Source organism: Streptomyces sp. SBT349 (assembly GCF_001083795.1).
In the GTDB taxonomy this organism is placed as follows: domain Bacteria; phylum Actinomycetota; class Actinomycetes; order Streptomycetales; family Streptomycetaceae; genus Streptomyces.
This window is the reverse complement of the sequence record NZ_LAVK01000052.1, coordinates 12,327-29,276: the sequence shown is the minus strand read 5'-3', so window position 1 is coordinate 29,276 and position 16,950 is coordinate 12,327. Positions and strand designations below refer to the sequence as shown.

Annotated in this window: 17 protein-coding genes and 1 pseudogene; 3 read left to right on the top strand and 15 right to left on the bottom strand. The window is 70.5% G+C overall.

Annotation, left to right across the window (positions count from 1 at the left end):
* The 15 genes and pseudogenes from ADY01_RS38975 to ADY01_RS09325 form a co-directional block, all read right to left on the bottom strand.
* Positions 1–1,535: pseudogene (locus ADY01_RS38975) on the bottom strand (LysM peptidoglycan-binding domain-containing protein); the annotation flags it as partial.
* Positions 1,536–1,551: 16 nt separating this feature from the next.
* Positions 1,552–2,004 (bottom strand): hypothetical protein, encoded by a 453-nt coding sequence (locus ADY01_RS09390; protein WP_107081686.1) that lies wholly within the window; start codon positions 2,002–2,004, stop codon positions 1,552–1,554.
* Positions 2,001–2,492, bottom strand: a complete 492-nt coding sequence (locus ADY01_RS09385) for a TadE/TadG family type IV pilus assembly protein (RefSeq protein ID WP_199826202.1) — start codon at positions 2,490–2,492, stop codon at positions 2,001–2,003. Before ADY01_RS09385 ends, ADY01_RS09390 begins: the two co-directional genes overlap by 4 nt.
* Positions 2,489–2,923, bottom strand: a complete 435-nt coding sequence (locus tag ADY01_RS09380; RefSeq protein ID WP_107081685.1) for a TadE/TadG family type IV pilus assembly protein — start codon at positions 2,921–2,923, stop codon at positions 2,489–2,491. The genes ADY01_RS09385 and ADY01_RS09380 overlap by 4 nt, the downstream gene beginning before the upstream one ends.
* A gap of 7 nt (positions 2,924–2,930) precedes the next feature.
* On the bottom strand, positions 2,931–3,131 hold the full coding sequence (locus ADY01_RS09375) for a hypothetical protein (RefSeq protein ID WP_049568854.1): 201 nt from the start codon (positions 3,129–3,131) through the stop codon (positions 2,931–2,933).
* Between the two features lie 35 nt (positions 3,132–3,166).
* Complete coding sequence (locus ADY01_RS09370) at positions 3,167–4,081, bottom strand: type II secretion system F family protein (RefSeq protein ID WP_049568851.1); 915 nt, start codon at positions 4,079–4,081, stop codon at positions 3,167–3,169.
* Positions 4,078–4,944: a type II secretion system F family protein gene (locus ADY01_RS09365; protein ID WP_049568848.1), complete on the bottom strand. Its 867-nt coding sequence runs from the start codon at positions 4,942–4,944 to the stop codon at positions 4,078–4,080. The genes ADY01_RS09370 and ADY01_RS09365 overlap by 4 nt, the downstream gene beginning before the upstream one ends.
* Positions 4,941–6,407 (bottom strand): CpaF family protein, encoded by a 1,467-nt coding sequence (locus tag ADY01_RS36845; protein ID WP_078900136.1) that lies wholly within the window; start codon positions 6,405–6,407, stop codon positions 4,941–4,943. The genes ADY01_RS09365 and ADY01_RS36845 overlap by 4 nt, the downstream gene beginning before the upstream one ends.
* Positions 6,404–7,273 carry a hypothetical protein gene (locus tag ADY01_RS35945; RefSeq protein WP_053170650.1) on the bottom strand — a complete coding sequence of 290 codons (870 nt, stop codon included), beginning with the start codon at positions 7,271–7,273 and terminating at the stop codon, positions 6,404–6,406. The genes ADY01_RS36845 and ADY01_RS35945 overlap by 4 nt, the downstream gene beginning before the upstream one ends.
* Positions 7,270–7,848 (bottom strand): SAF domain-containing protein, encoded by a 579-nt coding sequence (locus ADY01_RS09350; RefSeq protein WP_053170647.1) that lies wholly within the window; start codon positions 7,846–7,848, stop codon positions 7,270–7,272. The genes ADY01_RS35945 and ADY01_RS09350 overlap by 4 nt, the downstream gene beginning before the upstream one ends.
* A 122-nt stretch (positions 7,849–7,970) precedes the next feature.
* Positions 7,971–8,996, bottom strand: coding sequence for a hypothetical protein (locus ADY01_RS40430; protein ID WP_049568845.1), 1,026 nt, complete (start codon positions 8,994–8,996; stop codon positions 7,971–7,973).
* The gene (locus ADY01_RS09340; protein ID WP_199826201.1) at positions 8,990–9,529 is read right to left on the bottom strand and encodes a hypothetical protein; all 540 of its coding nucleotides are present in this window, start codon (positions 9,527–9,529) and stop codon (positions 8,990–8,992) included. The genes ADY01_RS40430 and ADY01_RS09340 overlap by 7 nt, the downstream gene beginning before the upstream one ends.
* Positions 9,530–10,406: 877 nt before the next feature.
* Positions 10,407–10,931, bottom strand: coding sequence for a hypothetical protein (locus ADY01_RS09335; RefSeq protein ID WP_049568842.1), 525 nt, complete (start codon positions 10,929–10,931; stop codon positions 10,407–10,409).
* A gap of 71 nt (positions 10,932–11,002) precedes the next feature.
* Entirely contained in the window at positions 11,003–11,203 is a 201-nt protein-coding gene (locus ADY01_RS09330; RefSeq protein ID WP_049568838.1) for a hypothetical protein, read from the bottom strand.
* 609 nt (positions 11,204–11,812) lie between these two features.
* Positions 11,813–14,092 (bottom strand): ATP-binding protein, encoded by a 2,280-nt coding sequence (locus ADY01_RS09325; protein ID WP_267888421.1) that lies wholly within the window; start codon positions 14,090–14,092, stop codon positions 11,813–11,815.
* A gap of 316 nt (positions 14,093–14,408) precedes the next feature.
* On the opposite strand from ADY01_RS09325, the gene ADY01_RS09320 reads away from it, so the two are divergent.
* Genes ADY01_RS09320 through ADY01_RS09310 form a run of 3 tightly spaced genes read left to right on the top strand, consistent with a single transcriptional unit; the run spans position 14,409 to position 16,913 of the window.
* On the top strand, positions 14,409–15,245 hold the full coding sequence (locus ADY01_RS09320) for a helix-turn-helix domain-containing protein (protein ID WP_049568832.1): 837 nt from the start codon (positions 14,409–14,411) through the stop codon (positions 15,243–15,245).
* The gene (locus tag ADY01_RS09315) at positions 15,242–16,024 is read left to right on the top strand and encodes an SAM-dependent methyltransferase (protein WP_049568830.1); all 783 of its coding nucleotides are present in this window, start codon (positions 15,242–15,244) and stop codon (positions 16,022–16,024) included. The genes ADY01_RS09320 and ADY01_RS09315 overlap by 4 nt, the downstream gene beginning before the upstream one ends.
* Before the next feature lie 31 nt (positions 16,025–16,055).
* Positions 16,056–16,913, top strand: coding sequence for a helix-turn-helix domain-containing protein (locus tag ADY01_RS09310; protein ID WP_049568828.1), 858 nt, complete (start codon positions 16,056–16,058; stop codon positions 16,911–16,913).
* Positions 16,914–16,950: the final 37 nt, after the last annotated feature.

Sequence of the window (16,950 nt, the reverse complement as noted above, 5' to 3'; positions counted from 1 at the left end):
CGGCCGAGCAGCAGGACGTCGTCTGGGGCGGGAATGACGATCTCCGCGGGGTGTGCGCCGGGGCGGTACTGGTCGGCGCACCAGGTGATCAGCAGGGCGCGGGCGGCGTCGTGGGTGCCTGGGCCGGTCAGTCCCAGACCGCGGGTGCGGGCGAGGTCGATGGCGAAGGGGCAGCCGTCACGGCTGCCTGCCGCAGGGCTGTCGCCGAGGGCGGTGGCCTCGGCGAGGACGCGTGCGCGTTCGCGTACGGCCGCCTCAGGAACGACGACGGCTGCTGGCGTCGGCCCCGGTTCCCGTGTTAGTTGCAGCAGGTTGCTGTCGTTGGCCGGAGGCGCGTGGTCGTGGGCGACACGCAGGGCGCGCACGATAGGTGCCATGGTCGGCTTGTCCTCGCGGCGGGATGTCCCGGGACGGTAGCGGATGCGGCGGTGGATCCGGAGGGTGCACCAGGCGGCGGTGATCAAGGCTGCCAGGCCCAGGCCGACGAACGCACCTGTGGGCGTGATGATCCCGGGATCGCCGCGGGAACCGGGGATCTCAGGCGGTGTTGGCTCGGGAGCACGGGGTTGGCCAGGCGTCGGGGAGGGGTGCTCTGGTGGCGTCGAGGGGGCCCAGGTGCCCTCGTCGGGGGTTGGGTTTGCCTGGTCTGGGGGTTCCTCGGGCTGCAGTGGCGGTGTGGGGCCGCGGGGCTGCTCCGGGCCATCGTCGTGGCCGTTGGAGTCGTTGCTCTCGTCCTGATCGTCTGGGACGAGCGGTGCGGTGCCGGGGAGGCGGAGGACCCAGCCGGGCTGAATGAGGTCGGGGTTGGTGAGAGTGCGACCGTCGGGCTGTGGGCGTCCCTGGTTGAGCGCAAAGATCTCAGGCCAGCGGGTGCCGTCGCCCAGGGCGCGTCCAGCGATGCGCCACAGGGTGTCATAGACACCGTCGTGGGGTGGGCGCACCGTCACCGTTCGGGCGTCGTCCTCCCTCAGCGCACCGTGGGCCGCGGCGTTGCCCGGTGGGGTGGCGAAGAGGAGAAGGGAGGCTGGCTCTGGCTCGCCCGGGCCGACGGGCTCGGCCAGGTGAAGAGTGACGGCAGCGGTGGGCGTAGTGGAGGCGGGTCGGGGGGTGGTGGTGAGTGAGCCCAGGGTGAGCAGGCCGATCAGTGCGGCGGCCAGCGCATGGGTGGGGCTGTGGGGTGCCAGGTTCGGCCGGGGCAGGGTGGTGGCTGTGTCGACCAGGCAGCGGGCGACGTCGATGGCGAACAGGGCCCAGGTCGGCCACAGCACGCACGCCAGGACCCGCACCGTGTCGCGGGTGGTCAGCGGCGTGGACAGGGTGGTGGCGAATTCGTCGCGGCTCGGCAGCTGTCTGGGAAGCGGCCAACCGATGTAGTGCGCCAACCCCCAAGGGATGCCGACGAGCAGCACCGCCAGGGCGAGGGCGGCCGCCGCAGCAAGCAGCAGCCGCCCGGTGAGGGTCGGCAGCGGTATCTCGGTTGGGTCTGGCCGCGTACGGCGAAGTGGGCCTGCTGCGCGGGGCGCGGTGCCGGGCATGGTGCGGGCGCCTTTTCTATTCCGGGGTGGTGATGCCGGGCTGGGGCCGGGCGGTGCCCTCGGCGGTGACGGTCAGTTCGTGGATGCCGAGGAGGTGGAGGAGGTGGGTGTCCTGGTCGGTGGTGATGGTGACGGTGACGGTGTCCTCGGTGGCGGTCACCGTGCCGTCCGCTCCGGCGTCGCTCAGGTAGTCCTGGGCGAGTCGGCTGGCCTGGGCGGGGTCGAGGCGGACGGTGCCGTCCGCGCGGTAGGCGGCAAGGTCCAGGGCCTGGGCACCAGCACGGGCGGCCTCCTGTGCCTCGCCCAAGGCGCGGACTTTCGCCGCCAGGGCCAGGCCGCCGTCCAGGGCGAGCCCGCCGAACGCCATCAGCGCGGCCATCAGGGGGATGACGAAGGCGGTGATCCGGCCCTGGTCACCACGTAGTGCGCGCTGTCGGGTGTGCGGGCCCGGCTCCTCCACGGTGGTCACCTCCTTTCGGCCGCGGGTTCGGTGGCGGCGCCGCGGTAGACGTCGACGGGGGCGCTGAACATCGCCTCCAGGATCGTGCTGCCGGGCAGTGGCAGGAGTGCCAGGTCCTGAAGGCCGACAGTGCACGTGAGAGTCACGGTGACCGTGGATCCGGCGTCCAGGCTGCCGTTCAGGTGGACCGTGACATGCCGGCAGGCCAGGCCAGCAGTCTCCAGCGCGGCGGTGGCGGTGGTCTGCGCCTGGTGGAGGGCGTGGGTGGGGGTGCGGGTCTGGCTGGCGGCGCGGGCGGCTTGGTGGGCCGCGTCGTCGATGCGCATCCTGCTCTCGGCTCCGCGGGCGCTGTAGACCATGACATACATCACGAGGAGCAGCACGGGCAGGAGCAGCACCAGTTCCGCCGAGGCCGAGCCGCGGTCCCCCAAAACGCGGCACGGGCTCGATGGCCGGAGCCGGTAGGGGCGCGGCGCGGGTGGCATCGGCGGGGTCATGGTGTCGCCTCGGTCGAGGGCTGGAACTCCTCTGTGGGGCCTGAGGCTTCGGCGCGGATCGGGAGTGCGAGGAATGGCAGGACGCTCATGGCGCTGCCTTCCACGCGTACCTCGGTCCGGTCGTCGCCGCGGTCGACGGTGACGGTGACGTTCCGCAGCGGCCCCTGGCCGAGTTGATCCAGTACGAACTGTGCCTCGTGGTGTCCGTCGGCCGCGGTGCCGTGGTGGGCGCGGGCGGCGGCCAGGCCCTGGGAGGCTGCGGCCTGCGCGGCGTGGGAGGCGTGACCCCACACGGCGATGTTCGCGATCAGCATGATCAGGGTCATCAGGGCCGGGAAGATCACCACCGTCTCGGCGATGGCGGCGGCTCCCTGGTCATCCCGCAGTGCCGCCCGCCATCGCCGGGGCAGTCGTCGGTAGAGCGTGAGCACGGCGTGTCTACGGGGTCGGGTTGGCGAAGTTGATGTTCTCGGCCGCCTGGACGATCTCGTCGCCGAATACCGCGCCGACGCCGGCCCCGACGCCGACCAGGGCGGCGGTGAGGATCACGGCTTCGGTGCTGTAGCCGCGGTCGTCCTGGGCGAGTCGGCCGAGGAAGGCAGCGAGGCGCATTCTCAGCTTGAGCAGCCGGTTGTTCATTCCGGATTTTCCCTTCTGTGGGCAGGGGGTGGGGTCTACAGCGAGCTGCTGATGTGGCCCATGGCGGCGTAGACGATGAACAGCACGAACGCCAACGCCATCAGCGAGGTGGGGAACGCGGTGCGTTCGTTGGCGGCGGTGGCGGCGGCTTCCGCCTCGGAGGTGGCTCGGGCGCGCAGCGCGGCGGCCTTCGCGGCCAGGGAGGCGCGGACTTTCGCGCCTTCGGTGCCGGCCAGCGACAACGCCGCCCCGAGCTCCGCGAGTTCGGACACGCCGAGTTCCTCGCCGAGTTCGCCCAGCATCTCCCAGGGGGAGCTGCGGGTGAGTTCGGCTGTGGTCAGAGCGCTGCGCAGGTGCCGGAAGGCCCAGCTGTCGCTGAGGTCGGCGGCGTCGTGCAGGGCGCCGAGAACGCCGGAGCCGCCGGCCAGCAGTATGTGCACCAGGTCGAGGTAGGCGGACAGGGCGTGGCGGATCGCCGCCCGCCGCCGCGCGGCTTCCGCTCGCAGGGAGATCTCGGGCAGCAGGAAGCCCGCGAGGGCGAGGGCGAGGGCGGCACCTGCGGGCAGGACCCAGCTGGGCGGGCTGCCGCCGAGTGTCGCCAGGGACGCGGAGGCGGCGGGCAGCAGCAGCCCGGCCAGGGCGAGGGCGGCCTGGTCGGCCAGGTGGGCTTCGGTGGTGCGGCCGGTGATGGCCAGATCGCGGGCCAGCCCGGGACGCGGGAATCCGAGGGCACGCAATGCGGGGACCATCGGTCGGCCCAGGCGTGTTGCCCAGCCTCCGGCCGCATGCTCCTCGCCCTCGGTGGCCATCAGTGGCGGGCGGCGTGTTCCGGCGTCCGCGCGGACGGTGGCGACCAGGGTGGCCAGCGCGGGCCGCGGAGGCCACAGCCACACAGCCAACGCCCACAGCCCCAGTCCGACACCGGCGGAGAGCACCAGAATCCAGGTCACCGCGCCTCACCCCGCTCACCTGTGGTGAGGAAGGAGGCGGGCGTCTGGATGCGGCTCAGGCGTGCCAGCCAGGTCAGGGCGATGGTGATGATGGCGGCGATCATCAGCAGCATCACCTGCCCGCCGACGGTGTCGTACGGGTCGAGGAACTGCCGGTTGAACAGCACGAGTCCGACGATGAAGGCGGCGGTGGTGCTGGTGACGATGCGCACGGTGGTGCGCACCCGCGCCTGAGCGGCGGCCACGCGGCGGCGCATGTCCACCTGCGAACGGGCCGTCTCGGCCAACGCACCGAGGCGTGGGGCGAGTTGGCGGGCCTGATGGCGGGCGGAGAGCATCAGCACGCTGATGACCAGGTCCGCGGTCGGGTCCGCCAGATGATCGGCCAGGCGCCGCAGCGCGGGGTCGAGCGCCGCCCCGGCTTCGAGGTCGTCGGCCAGCGCCCGCACCTGGGGCCGGACGGCGTCCGGTGCGGTGGTGGCGGTGGCACTGATCGTCTGTTCCAGTCCGGCACCGGCCGACAGGGTGTCGCGCAGCATCTCCGCCCACCCGGCCACCGCCTCGACGAGCGCGGTCTCCCGCTCGCCATCCGATCCCCCGGTCAGGCGCGGCAGGTTCCACACCGCTGCGCCGGCCAGTGGTCCGGCGACCGGCCAGCGGGTCAGCACCAGCCCTGCCAGCCCGGCGGCTGCGGCGGCAAGCGCCCACCGCGTCGCGTGAGCCCGGCGGACGCGGCCGGTGGACCGAAACAGCTGGCGGCGCGGGCCTTCGTGGCAACCGACGCGGCGTCGCCAGCCGGTGGCCAGGAGGAGGAGTCCGATGCCGAGGCCCAGGCCGCACAGGCCCAGTGTTGCGGCGTTCATGCCCGTCGCCTCTCCATCAGCCCCGGGGAGAACCCGGCCGCCCTGAGGTCGTCGAGCGTCTCGGCCCGCATCGGCACGCCGGTGACCGCGCGCCGGTCGAAGCCGGGCCGCAGGATTTCGTTGCTGAGGACCTGGCGTTCGTCGGCGCCGACGATCTCGCGGACGGAGCTGACCACTCGCTGGTGCGGCGCCTCACGCGGCCGGTCCAGGTGCACCACGAAGTGGATTGCCGAGGCGATCAGCAGGTTGGTGGCCTCCATCGGCAGCCGCTCCGCGGCTTGCGCGGCGTATGCGGCGAGCTTCGTGAACGCCCCCGCGCTGGAGGAGGCGTGCAGGGTGCTCAGCGAGCCGTCGTTGCCCTGGCTCATGGCGTTGAGCATGGGCAGGAGTTCCTCGCCTCGGACTTCCCCGACGATGACGCGGTCCGGGGACATCCGCAGCGCCCAGCGCACCAACTCGGCCAGGCTGACTGCGCCTTCGCCCTCGGTGTTGGCCTGCCGGGCTTGGAGCGCGACGACGTCCGGGTGCGCGCGGGGGTCGGCGTCCAGGCCGAGCTCGCGGGTGTCCTCGACGGTGATCAGGCGCTCCTCGCGCGGGATCTCGGCGGCCAGTGCCCGCAGGAGCGTGGTCTTGCCCATCGCGGTGCCTCCGGTGACGAGGATGTTCTTGCGGGCGCGGACCATGGCGGCGAGTAGGGATTCGCCCCGGTCGTCGACCGTGCCCAGCTGCCGCAACCGGCCCAGGGTCACGCGCTGGTGGCGGTGGCGGCGGATCGCCAGTGACGGGCGCGTGGAGACCGCCATCACCGCGAACGCCCGCTCTCCTCCGGGGAGTTGGAAGGAGACGCCGGGGCTGCCGCGGTCGAAGTGCCGCTCCTCCAGGCCGCTGCGGGCGGCGAGGTCGCGCACCAGCCGTACGAGGTCCTCATCGGAGTCGGCCACCGGCGCTGCCTGTTCCCGCCGTCCGTCGGCGTAGCGGACCCATACCTGATCGGCGCCGTTGATGTTGATGGACTCGATCGCCGGGTCGCGCAGCAGCGCCTCCAGCCCGCCCATTCCGAGGACCTCGTCCAGCGCCTGGGAGATGGCCGCTGCTTCGTCCTGCTCGGCGACGATGCGTCGACCGCGGGTCAGCAGCGCGCCCGCGTACTCCTCGGCAGCCTCGCGCAGGATGTCTTCGGCTCGTTTGCGGCGCTCCTGGGGCGACGGCCGGGGCCGTCCGGCCTCGTCGTCGGCACGGATACGGGCCGACAACTGGGTGGCGAGTTGCTGACGCAGGTAGCGGCGCAGCCCTTCGACCGTGTCGTCCAGGACGAGCCAGATGCCCGCCTGGCCGGCTTCAGGGATATGGATACCCGGCTGGTGGGGCGGCGGCTGCGTAGGCGCGGGGTGGATGACGCCGCCCGGGGGCAGAAGGCGAGGATTGCGCTGCTCGGATGCGCGGGGGTCAGCAGGAGGAGTCATCGCGGTGTCCGGTAGATCGAATGGGTGGTCGGTGCCGTGAATTCGCGGAACTCCCGGGCGCCGCCGCCGCGCCTGGCCCAGGTGGCGTCGTCGGGCGGTGCCTGCCGGTCCCCCGGTGGCGGTGCGGTCAGCACATCGCGCGCGGTCCGGACGGCGAGTTCCGCGGCGGCCTGTCCGAGCGCGGAGCGCGCCGGGCGGGATCGGGGCGCGGGCCGCCCGGCGAACGCCCGTGCCCCGTCGGGGTCATGGGGGATGCGCGCCGCGAGGGGGACGCCGAGCGCGGCGAGACCCAAAGCGCGGACGATCTCGTCGGTGGGGTGGCCGTCGCCGACCAGCACCAGCCTCGGGCGGCGTGACCAGGTGGCCGCGACGGCGACCGTGACCGCCAGGTGCGCCAAAGAGTCATCGCCCGCGCCCGCCACCAGGAGCATGACGTCCGCGGTGCGGATGACCTCCAGCGCCGGGGAACCGGGCGCGAGCCGGCCGCAGTCGACGATCACCACCACGCCGGGCCGGGAAGAGGCCCGGTGCAGCACCGGCCCGGAGGGGCCCGAGGTCAGTTCGTCCAGGGCGGCGTGGGCCTGCCGGGCGCCGGGCGGTCCGGCGACGACGGGCAGGCCGCCGGGCAGCCGCTGGGTGTGCTGCCAGATCAGTCCCGCGTCCTCGCCCGCCCGACGCCCGGCGGCGGCCAGCGTGACCAGGCCCGGCGTCAGCTCCAGTCGGTAGCGGGCAACCAGGTCACCGCCGGCCGGGTCGGCCTCGACCACCACCGGCTGGCTCTCGGCCGGCCAGCCCGTGGCCAGCGCGAGCGAGGTGGTGGTGACCCCCGGCGAGCCCTTCAGACTGCACAGGGCCACCGTGGTCATGACGCCCCTCCGACCCCGGCGACGACGACCAGACGCAGCGCCTCGGCGGGCCAGGAGGCCATCTCCCGGCTGTCATCGGCGTCCATCTGCAAGGAGGCGACCGCCCCTTCGTCGTGCTGCACCGCCGTCACGACGGCCGCCCACGAAGCGGGTGCGGGCGCTCCCGCCCCGTCGATGGCATCGTCCGTCACCCCGGCCACCACCTGGACGGCATGTCCCGGCTGCAGGCCGGGCGGGAACTGGCCGGCCGCGAGCGGCACCGCGGTGAACGCCTGCCCAGGCGGCGGGAGTTGCGCATCGCCCAGCACGCCCCGGGTCAGGATCGTGCCGGCCGGGAGGCTGTAGGCGGCGGTGCGCCCCGCCACATCCTCGACCGCATCGCCGCTGACGACGTCGATACCCGGGTCGACCGCCATGGTCACCGCGCGCACGTCCGCGGCGGCGATCTCCTGGCCCACCGTCACCGGCCGGGCCAGGACCAGCACCGTCTCCCGCTCCCCGATCTCCGCGGCGACCACCACACCGCCTACCGCACAGCCGACCACCAGGAGCACCCCCACCAGCAGGTGCGGCACTGGCCTACGCCGCGCCACTCCCGCCAGCCGAGGACCCTCATCCCGCGAGCGGCCCGGCGCCTCGCCCAGACCCGAACCCGACATCGTGCGCACGTTCCTCACCTCCTCCTCGCGCGTGACCCTCATTGCGTCAACGCCTGGCTCTCCAGCACCCGGAACGACGTGCGAGCTTCGGTCGACAGCTCGGGAAAGGCCCCTGACTGGCCCCCTCCGGACCAGGTGACCCTCCAGCTCACTCGCACCGAGACCGCGAATGCCTCACCCGGCCGGCCAGCCGAGGACGCGGTGTAGGTGTGGCCGCAATCCGGCGACGCCCCGTCCGGCACGCCACGCGCCTCGTACGGGGTACCGGGGCCGTCGCAGACGACGTCGCGCCCATCTCCCATCGACCACGTCACCTGCCGGGGGGTGGCGACCGCCGTGACCGAGACACCGGGCACGGACGCGGTCGCCGAGACCTCCCCCCAGCTCCCCGGGCCCAGCCACAGCCACGTCGGGACCCGGACCAGCTGGTCACCCGCGGGGCTCGCATCGATCACCGGGGCAGGCAGCAGCAGTTGCTCCCGTGCCCGCTCGGCCAGTAGCAGCGGAGTCGGGCCATCCTCGGCCGCATCGCCCGCAGGCGCGTCCGGGATCCACACCGGCGGCCGGTACAGGGCGTCCTGCACACCGTCGCCGGTGCAGCGGTAGAGGTACCAGGCACCGTCCTCGCGCGGTTCCGGCTCGGCAGCCTGCCGAGCCGGAACCGGCGTACCCGGCCCACGGGGGCCGGTACTGAACGCCGCTGGCTGCATGGGGAGTTGGCCAGGCGGCGTCAGGCCGAACGAGACAAGGCCGACCTCGGTGGGCGGCTGGTAGTCGCTGCGCTCGTAGGTGCAATCGGCGCGGTTCCAGTCGGGGTTGGCGTACTCGGGCTCCTCCTCGGGCACCGCGCCGCCCCCATCACCACCGTCTCCGTCGCCCTCGGGCACCCACTCCGGTAACGCTTCCGGCTCGCGGCCGGGCCGCTCGGCCTCCAGCTCGCACCCCGGATGGGGGTTCTGGCCGCACTCCACCCCGCCCCACCCGCTCTCCGCACCGGCCGGCCACGCCGATACGACCACGCTCGCCAGCGCAAGCCCGGCCACAACCCCGGTGCCCCTCAGCACGAGCCCACCCCCTGGACGGCGAACCGCACCACGCGCCAGGCACCGTCCTCCTGGACCCGCACTTCCGCGGTGATGGCTTGGCGCCCCCCGGGCTCGTCGTCGACCGGCTCACCCGATTCCTCGAAGTACTTCAGCCAGCCGCTGGAATCCCCGCAGTCCGCGATCACCACGGTCGTCGGATCCTCAGGCGGCTCCGCCGAGTCCACCTCCGGGGCGAGCTCCGGCCCGCCGCCGCGGGTGACCACACCGTTGCGGTGATCGGCGTACATCCCCCGCGAGATCGCCGACAGCGCCTCACCCGTCGCGAACTCCGCCAACACAGGGGACCGCCAGTCCGACGTCTCCCCCGCCTCGGCCATCGCGGACCACATGCCTTCGTACGCCTCAACCGCTTCCGCGGCCGCGACCTCGCGCGGCTCGGCCGCGGTGGGGTTGTCGTCTTCGGGAATCGTGTCGGTAACGGGTGGCTCCGTCGCGGTGTCGTTCTCCGGTGCCGAGGCGGTATCGGTACACGAAGTCGTCAGCAGCGCCATGGCCGTCACCGTGCCCGCGGCTCCGACGCACACCGGGCGTGGGAGGCCGACTGCAATGAGTTCTTTTGCCTTCACCCGCCCAACTCTTTCCACGCGCCGGGGGCCACCGCCAGCGTTTCCTTGTTGGGAAACACAGGAAACAGAAGAAACATCCGCGTCTCAGCCTCAACAATCACGTGGGACAGACCTGCTCGATTGAAAACTTGGTGTGATGTGGTGGTGCTACGCGAGCAAGGTCTGAACGCTGACGGCCTCTGGTGGGATCCGACTTACGGTGCGACCTCGCCAGGGCTGCCAGTTCGCAGGCTGCGAGCGGGAGGAGATCTTCCGAGGCATTGCTGCCGGACAGTCGGCACATTCGATCGCGACGCTTCTGGGTCCCTCTCCTCCGCGGTCTCGCGCGTGAATGGCCTGCAACGGAGGCCGTCACATGCGACGACCGCGCCCAGCACACCGCAGCAGATCCTTTGCCCGTCAGGCGGCGGCAGGTCTGACCGGTGGTGGCGGTGCACTACGCGCAGTGCAGGTAAAAACCGTGCGGTTCCTGCGACCGCGCCCAACCCCAGACGTGCCACCGAGTGCCAACGGCCACTGTCACGACTCGCAGGTCCAGTGCCCACATGGGGCACCGCCGGCCATCAGCGTACGTGGTCGTGGACGAGGGCGGTCTCGCCCAGCGCGCCAGCTACCCGCAGTAAGGCTCGGCGGATCCGCAGGAGCGCCGCGAGCCGCGGTCGCGGCGGGCGTAGCGGTTCTGTTCCCGCGGGTCTGCGTTGAGGGGGCAGGCGGTGCAGCGGCAGGCGTAGCGCACCTCAAGAGACTACGAGTTCGAGGCGCCACGATGGGTCGGAATCCACGGTCCGGCGTTATTTGGCGCTCAGGCCGATCGGTCGTCGCGCCCTGCGTAAATCTCCCGAACCCGGGCCGCCAGGGCATCGAAGAAGGCGGCTAGCTGATCGTATACGTCGTCGAGATCCGGAAGAGCTCCAGCCGCCAGATCGCCTCCAACGTCTGACAAGGCCTCATGTATCTCGGTAGCCTGCTGGCGCAGGCCCTCGGGGAGAATGAGCCCAATTTGAGCCTGCACTCTCCTCTCGACGGCGAGCATTTCATCGTGCGGTTCCTCCGGGAAAGGAGAACCGGGATCCTGGCGATTGCGCTCCGCAAGGTTATATGTCATCAGGGCGTCAGCCTGCACCTGAAGAAGTCGGTGGAATTCCGCGAGGTGCGTGAGTTCGAATTCCTCGCGGCGTTCGACCGTTGCCACCACGCGCTCGTGCTGGCGCCCCTCGCGCTCCCGGCGGTCCTGTCTGCCTTCGCCGAACGCCTGCTGAGCGAAGGCGCCCGCGGCGCCGAGTATGAGGGTGAGGACCGGCAGGACAGTGTTGAACCACTCGGGCATGACGAAAGAGTATCGACGGGTACTGACAGGGCCCGCTCCTCCGGAAGTGGCGGAGCGGGCCGAAGGATTGGTCAGGCGCGGCGGATTCGCAGCGGCGCCGCGGGCAGCACGCTCAGCGCGATGACGAGCGCGGGCGGCCACCCTGTGGCCGAGCCGAGCGTCCAGGTGGACGCGGCGGCGGCCCAGGCGGCGCGGATGGGCGGGAGCGCAGGGTAGACCTCGAAGGCGAGGCGTCGCCGAGGCTGGGGTATGGGCTCGGTTTGTGACAGCATGACGATGCTCCTGGGCAAGTAATTCGTAGTGGATAGACATGCAGCGTCGAAACACTTCGAGGAGCGCGAGGCGGGGCCGTTGGCGCGGCTCCGCCTTCCTCGTTCGTGATCGGCTACCGACGTTACCGCTGTGCGTCTTGTGCCGAGAAGTTCGTAGAGGTAGCAGAACGGAAAGCCTGCAGGGATTTTGCGGGAAAGAGTGGGCGAATCACCCCATAGATCATGACGCTAGCGGTGCAGGTCAATTCTGACGGGACGTCAGTCGTTATCTCTTCAGCCTTCGGAATTGACAGAGAGCGACCCTCAGGCTCAATCCGGCCGCACCAGTCGCCGGTTCCGCCGCCACGGAGGGCCAAGGGCACTACCGCCCCGGTTCAACCACGAAGCGAAAGAACGTTCAACAGAAGTGAGGCGAACGCCCCACCGTTAGCGGAGCTTCCTCGTCGCCGCGGCGGCAGCAGCGGCCGCGCACGAAGCAGCAGACATGCCGCCGATACTGCGGGAGCCGATGACACGTTCCCGGTCTGACGTCATTCCGCCGCAGATCTGCCCCCAGCGCCGTCGGACCCGACGCCGTCTCCTTTTGCTCCCGCCTATCCGGGCGACCTCTTATCCGTGACCATACTCAGGTGCCCTGGGCAGCTGTCGCCGTAGGTCGACACCTCGCGGGTCGCCAAGGCTGTCGAATTCGTCGGCGGCCTTCCGCCAGGCAATGGTGACGTCTTCCGGCCGGCCAGCTGCGAGGGCTAGGCGGCCTCGCTCGGTGAGGATCTCCGCATGGGCCCAGAGGTCGCCAGCAACTTGCCGAGCGGACAGTGCCTCCTCCAGCAGAGTGCTGGCGCGCCGTATGTCTCCTCCTTCCCTAGCGAGGACGGCCAGTGCGGTGAGGGTGTGTCCGTACACGAAGGGATCCTCAAAGGCGCCGAAAGCTTGGAGGGCACGCTCCAGGTATCGTCTCGCGGCGTCAAATTCCCGCGTGATTCTAGCGAACTGTCCGAGGCGTGCGAGCATCGCTGCCTGCCCGAATTGGTCGAGGTCGGGTAAGTACGCAGCAGCGCGGAGAAAGTGCTCTCGGGCTGTGCCGATGTCTCGGCGTTGCTGAGCGATGTCTCCCCTGCCTGCGGTCGAGCACGCCAGCCCGTGGACATCCGGACGGGTCCCCTGAGGTGCCGCTACCTGGCGGAACAGGCTGTCGGCGGCGTCGACTTCGTCCGACATGAGGTGGGCGTGTGCAAGAGCGCCGGTGAGCCAGCCCATCGCGGCCGGCTCACCGGCGGTGTGGGCGTGCTGCCTTGCGGTCTCGAAGGCGTGGAGCCACGCCGTCCAGTGCCTGCGCTGATGAACCCAGCTCCACAGCCACATCGGGAGCTGCCAGGCGGCTGGCAGTTGGTGCTCGGCGGCCAGGGAGGCAACGGCGGCCAGGTTCTCGGCCTCTTCGTCGAGCCAGGCAAGGGCGGCGGCTCGGCTGCTGAAGGACGCTGGCTGCATCATTTGCCTGGTGTCGCGGCTGGGCTCATGCTCGCGGAATTGTGCAGCGGTGACGGGGAGGTGCCAATGCGGTGCGAGGGTGTGGTGGGCGGATCGCGCCTCTCGCAGATACCACTGACTCAGACGCCGGATCGCCGACGGGCACTCGGGATCTTCTGCGGCGGCGCGTTGTGCAGCGTAGAGCCGCAGCAGAGGGTGGAGCTTCCAGCGATCGGGACCTGTTGCCTCGATCAGGTGGACGTCTGCCAGTCGCGAGAGGGTGTGGCGCACCTCCGCGGGCGGTCGTCTGTCGAGCGCGACGGCCGCGCCGAGGCTGAGAGTGGGGCCGGGATGCAGCCCGGTGAGGCGGAATATGCGGGCTTCGTTCGCTGTGAGGTTCTGGTAGGACCAGGAGAATGCCTCTCGCACGGCGAGCGTTTCGTCCTCTCCGGCGGTGAGGACCTCCAGGCGGCTCGCGTCGGCGGAGAGGTCGGCAGCCGCCTGCGCCACCGATGCGTAGGGAAGTACCGCGATTCCGTCTGCGGCGATGCGCAGGGCGAGTGGCAGGCGTGCGCATTGCTGCGTAAGCAGCCGTACGGCCTCTGGCTCCTGGTCGGCGCGTTCACCTACAACCGCGGCGACCATGGCCTGCGCGTCCGCAGGGGACAATGGGCCCAGGTCAAGTCTCCCGGTGCCGTGCCGGACTGCCAGGCCGGTCAGTCGACGGCGGCTGGTGACCAGCACGGCTGAGCCCGCCGCGCCGGGAACCAGCGGTTCGACCTGGACGCTGTCGATCGCGTTGTCCGCCACGATCAGCACGGGGCGGTCCGCAGCCAGGCTGCGCATCATCGCAGCTCGCTGTTCCTTCCCAGCGGGGATCGTCTCCAGGGGCATCCCCAGCGAGCTCAGGAACGTCATGAGGACATCTGCCGGGTCAGCCGGTGAACCGCCCGGACCGAAGCCTTGCAGGTCGGCGAAGAGGACCCCGCCGGGGAAACGAGACTGCACGGTGTGCGCCCAGCGGATCGCCAGTGCGGTCTTGCCCACGCCAGGGGGGCCGTCGATCACCGCGGTCATCACCGATCGGGAACTCGCTGCCGAGCCCAGCAGCTCATCGAGGGCGGCCAGTTCGCCTGCTCTCCCGATGAAGTTTCCGGCGCCAGCCGGGATTTGCACCGGCCGCACGGCAGCGCCGACGTGCGGTGTTTGGCCGGCCAGGGCGAGGTCGACCAACTCACCGTCGGCATCGAGCACGCGGTCGCAGGCTTGTGCGACTGCTGGCGTCGGCTGCCCAGCTCCGTTCTCCAGCTTGCTCAGCCACCCGACGCTGTAATGCACTTCCCCAGCCAACCGCCGCAGGGAGTAGCCGCGGCTGTGCCGCCAGGCTCGCAGTGCGCTTCCGAACGTAGTGTCTGCTCCCATACCCCCGCCCTCGAACAAGGTGCCCACCGTCCCCAGGCGGTGGCGGTGATCGCCCCGGACGTGCTGTGCCACGGGGTGTATCCCTTGGCGCCCAGGGCGCAAAGCGCGTGATATGCAGGCGAGTTCGAGCCGGGAGACGAGAGGTGACGTCGTGGGGCCGAAACCGACCGCTCCGCTGCACCACTCTTACTCTCGTGACTCACACTATGCAATGCTGCATAGTGTGAGTCACGACTCGACACCTCAGGCAGCAACCCGTTGAGGGAGGGGCGTTATGTCCCATCGTCGTTACGGCGCCACGATGTCTCTTCGCGTCGTGGCCGAGACTCTGCAGGCCATGCGGGAGGCGGCGGGCCTGACGGCGGACGCCGTCGCGGAGACGCTCGATGTCGCGAGGACGACCGTTTACCGCTGGGAACACGCCAAGGTCGCCCCCAAATCGGTCACGCTGCGGGCGCTGTTGCATCTGTACGGCGCCGGCGAATCCGACACCGAGCGGGTGCTCGCCCACCTCGCGGCGGCGCACCGGCCGGCCTGGTGGCACGCGTTCCATGACGTGCTGCCGGAGCACCTTGCAGAGGTGATCGACCTGGAGTCCGCCGCACGGGTCATCCGCACCTACGCGCCCGGTGTGATCCCCGAGTTGCTCCAGACCTCAGGCTACGCGGCGGCGTTGCTGCGCCTGCGCAACCCCTGGGAGAAGGACGCCGCCATCGAACGGCGTGTGGAGCTGATCCTGGCCCGGCAGCGAGCCGCGTTCGAGCGGCCCGCTCCCCTGTGGTTCTGGGCCGTGATCGAGGAGTCCGTTCTGCGCCGCCCCGTGGGCCGGACCGAGGTGCTGCGCGAGCAGATCCAGCACCTGCGGGCGATCAAAGCGACGCGTTCGTCTCGCATCACCGTGCAGGTGATGCCGGGGGAGGCTCCCCCCCATCTGATGGCCGAGTACGGCACCGCGGATGTCATTCGGCTCGACCACCACCTCGTCGCCGACCGCCTCGTCACCCGCGGCCTGCACCCGGAGACCGCCACCATCACCACGAACCGCGACGCGGTACGCGCCTACATGCTGGCGATGGACCAGAGCGCCACGATGGCGCCCCGACGCAACGCCCCGATCCCTCCCATCCGTCTCACGAACGGAGAGACCCTATGACCGACGCGACACCGAGCCTGCCCCACGTCGACACGGAAGTCCCGAACTCCGCGCGGATCTGGAACTACTTTCTCGGCGGCAAGGACAACTACCCGGTGGATCAAAAACTCGGGGAATACATCAAGCAGAAGTACCCCGCCGTCTGCAACATCGCCCTGGCCAGCCGGGGATTCCTCCACCGTGTCGTACGCCACCTCGTCGAAAAGGAAGGCATACGGCAGTTCATCGACATCGGAACAGGGCTGCCCACAGCCGAGAACACACATGAAGTCGCCCAGCGATACAACCCCGAATGCCGCATCGTCTACGTCGACAACGACCCCCTGGTACTCCTGCACGCCCAGGCCCTGCTGACGTCAAGCGCCGAAGGCGCGACCGCCTACGCCCAGGCAGACGTCAGGAACCCCGACGCGGTCCTTCGCTCAGCCGCCGAGACGCTCGACTTCGACAAGCCGATCGCCCTCACGCTCCTGAGCATGCTCGGCCACATCGAGCCCGACGAGGCCGCCGAGCTCGTCCAGCACTACACCAGCCGGCTGCCCCGCGGCAGCTTCCTGGCGACATGCGACTCCATCAACGCACCGGAAATGGTGGAGGCCAACAATGCCTACACCGCGTCCGGCGCAATGCCATACCACCTGCGCACAGAAGAGCAACTGGCAGCGACAGCCGCCGGGCTGGAGATCCTGCCCCCAGGAGTCGGTCCCATCAACGAATGGCGCCCGGACCGCGAACTCGAACCCACGCTGCAGTGGGGTCTCGTCGCGCGAAAGAACTGACACCCGTATGCGGAAACACTCAAGCCCTACCATGGCCCTGCGCATCGTCGCCGCGGCCCTGCGCCGCCGCCGCGAGGCAACGGGCTTGACCATGGCCGCCGTAGCCCACGAGCTCGACGTCCACCCCATGACCATCAGCCGCATCGAGAGCGCCACGCGCGGCATCACCCCTGCGGACGTCACCGCCCTGATGCGCCTGTACGGCGCGGACGCCTATGACATCGACCTGATGCTCGCCGACCTGGCAGCGGCGAACGCACCAGGGTGGTGGCACCAGTACCGCGACATCTTGACCGGCCGCCAGGAAGAGCTCATCCGCCTGGAGGCAGCGGCCAGCGTGATCCGAGGTTACGCCCCGGCCCTGGTCCCGGATCTTCTGCAAACCCCTGCCTACACCCGGGCCCTCCTGAGCCTGCAGTACCCCGGAGACAGCAAGCACACCCGCGCCCGGCGCGAGGCCCTGCACGCCGCACGAAAGCGTCACGCCTTCGACAGGCCGAAGCCGCTTCGCCTGTGGGTGCTCCTGGAGGAGGCGGCGCTTCACCATTCCGTCGGCAGCAGCACGACGATGCGGGACCAACTCGACCACCTGGCCGAGTTCATCGCCTGTCCACCGTCATGGGTGAAGATCCAGGTCATGCCACTCCAAGCACCCCCGCACGCCCTGCTCACCACGGGGACCATGGAGATCTTCCGCCTCGAACACAGCGAACTGCCGGATCACCTCGTCGTCAGAGGCCTGCTCCACGCATCCGCGCATGTCACCGACAACCGGCCCGTCGTGGAACGCCATATTCACGCCCTCAACCGTGCCGCCATCATGGCCCCCCTTACCGAGACCCCCCTTCCCTCCACACTCACACTCGCTCACGAAGCAACTAAGGACTGAGCCCAGAGGGCGTCGCCCCCACATCAGAGAAAGGGCG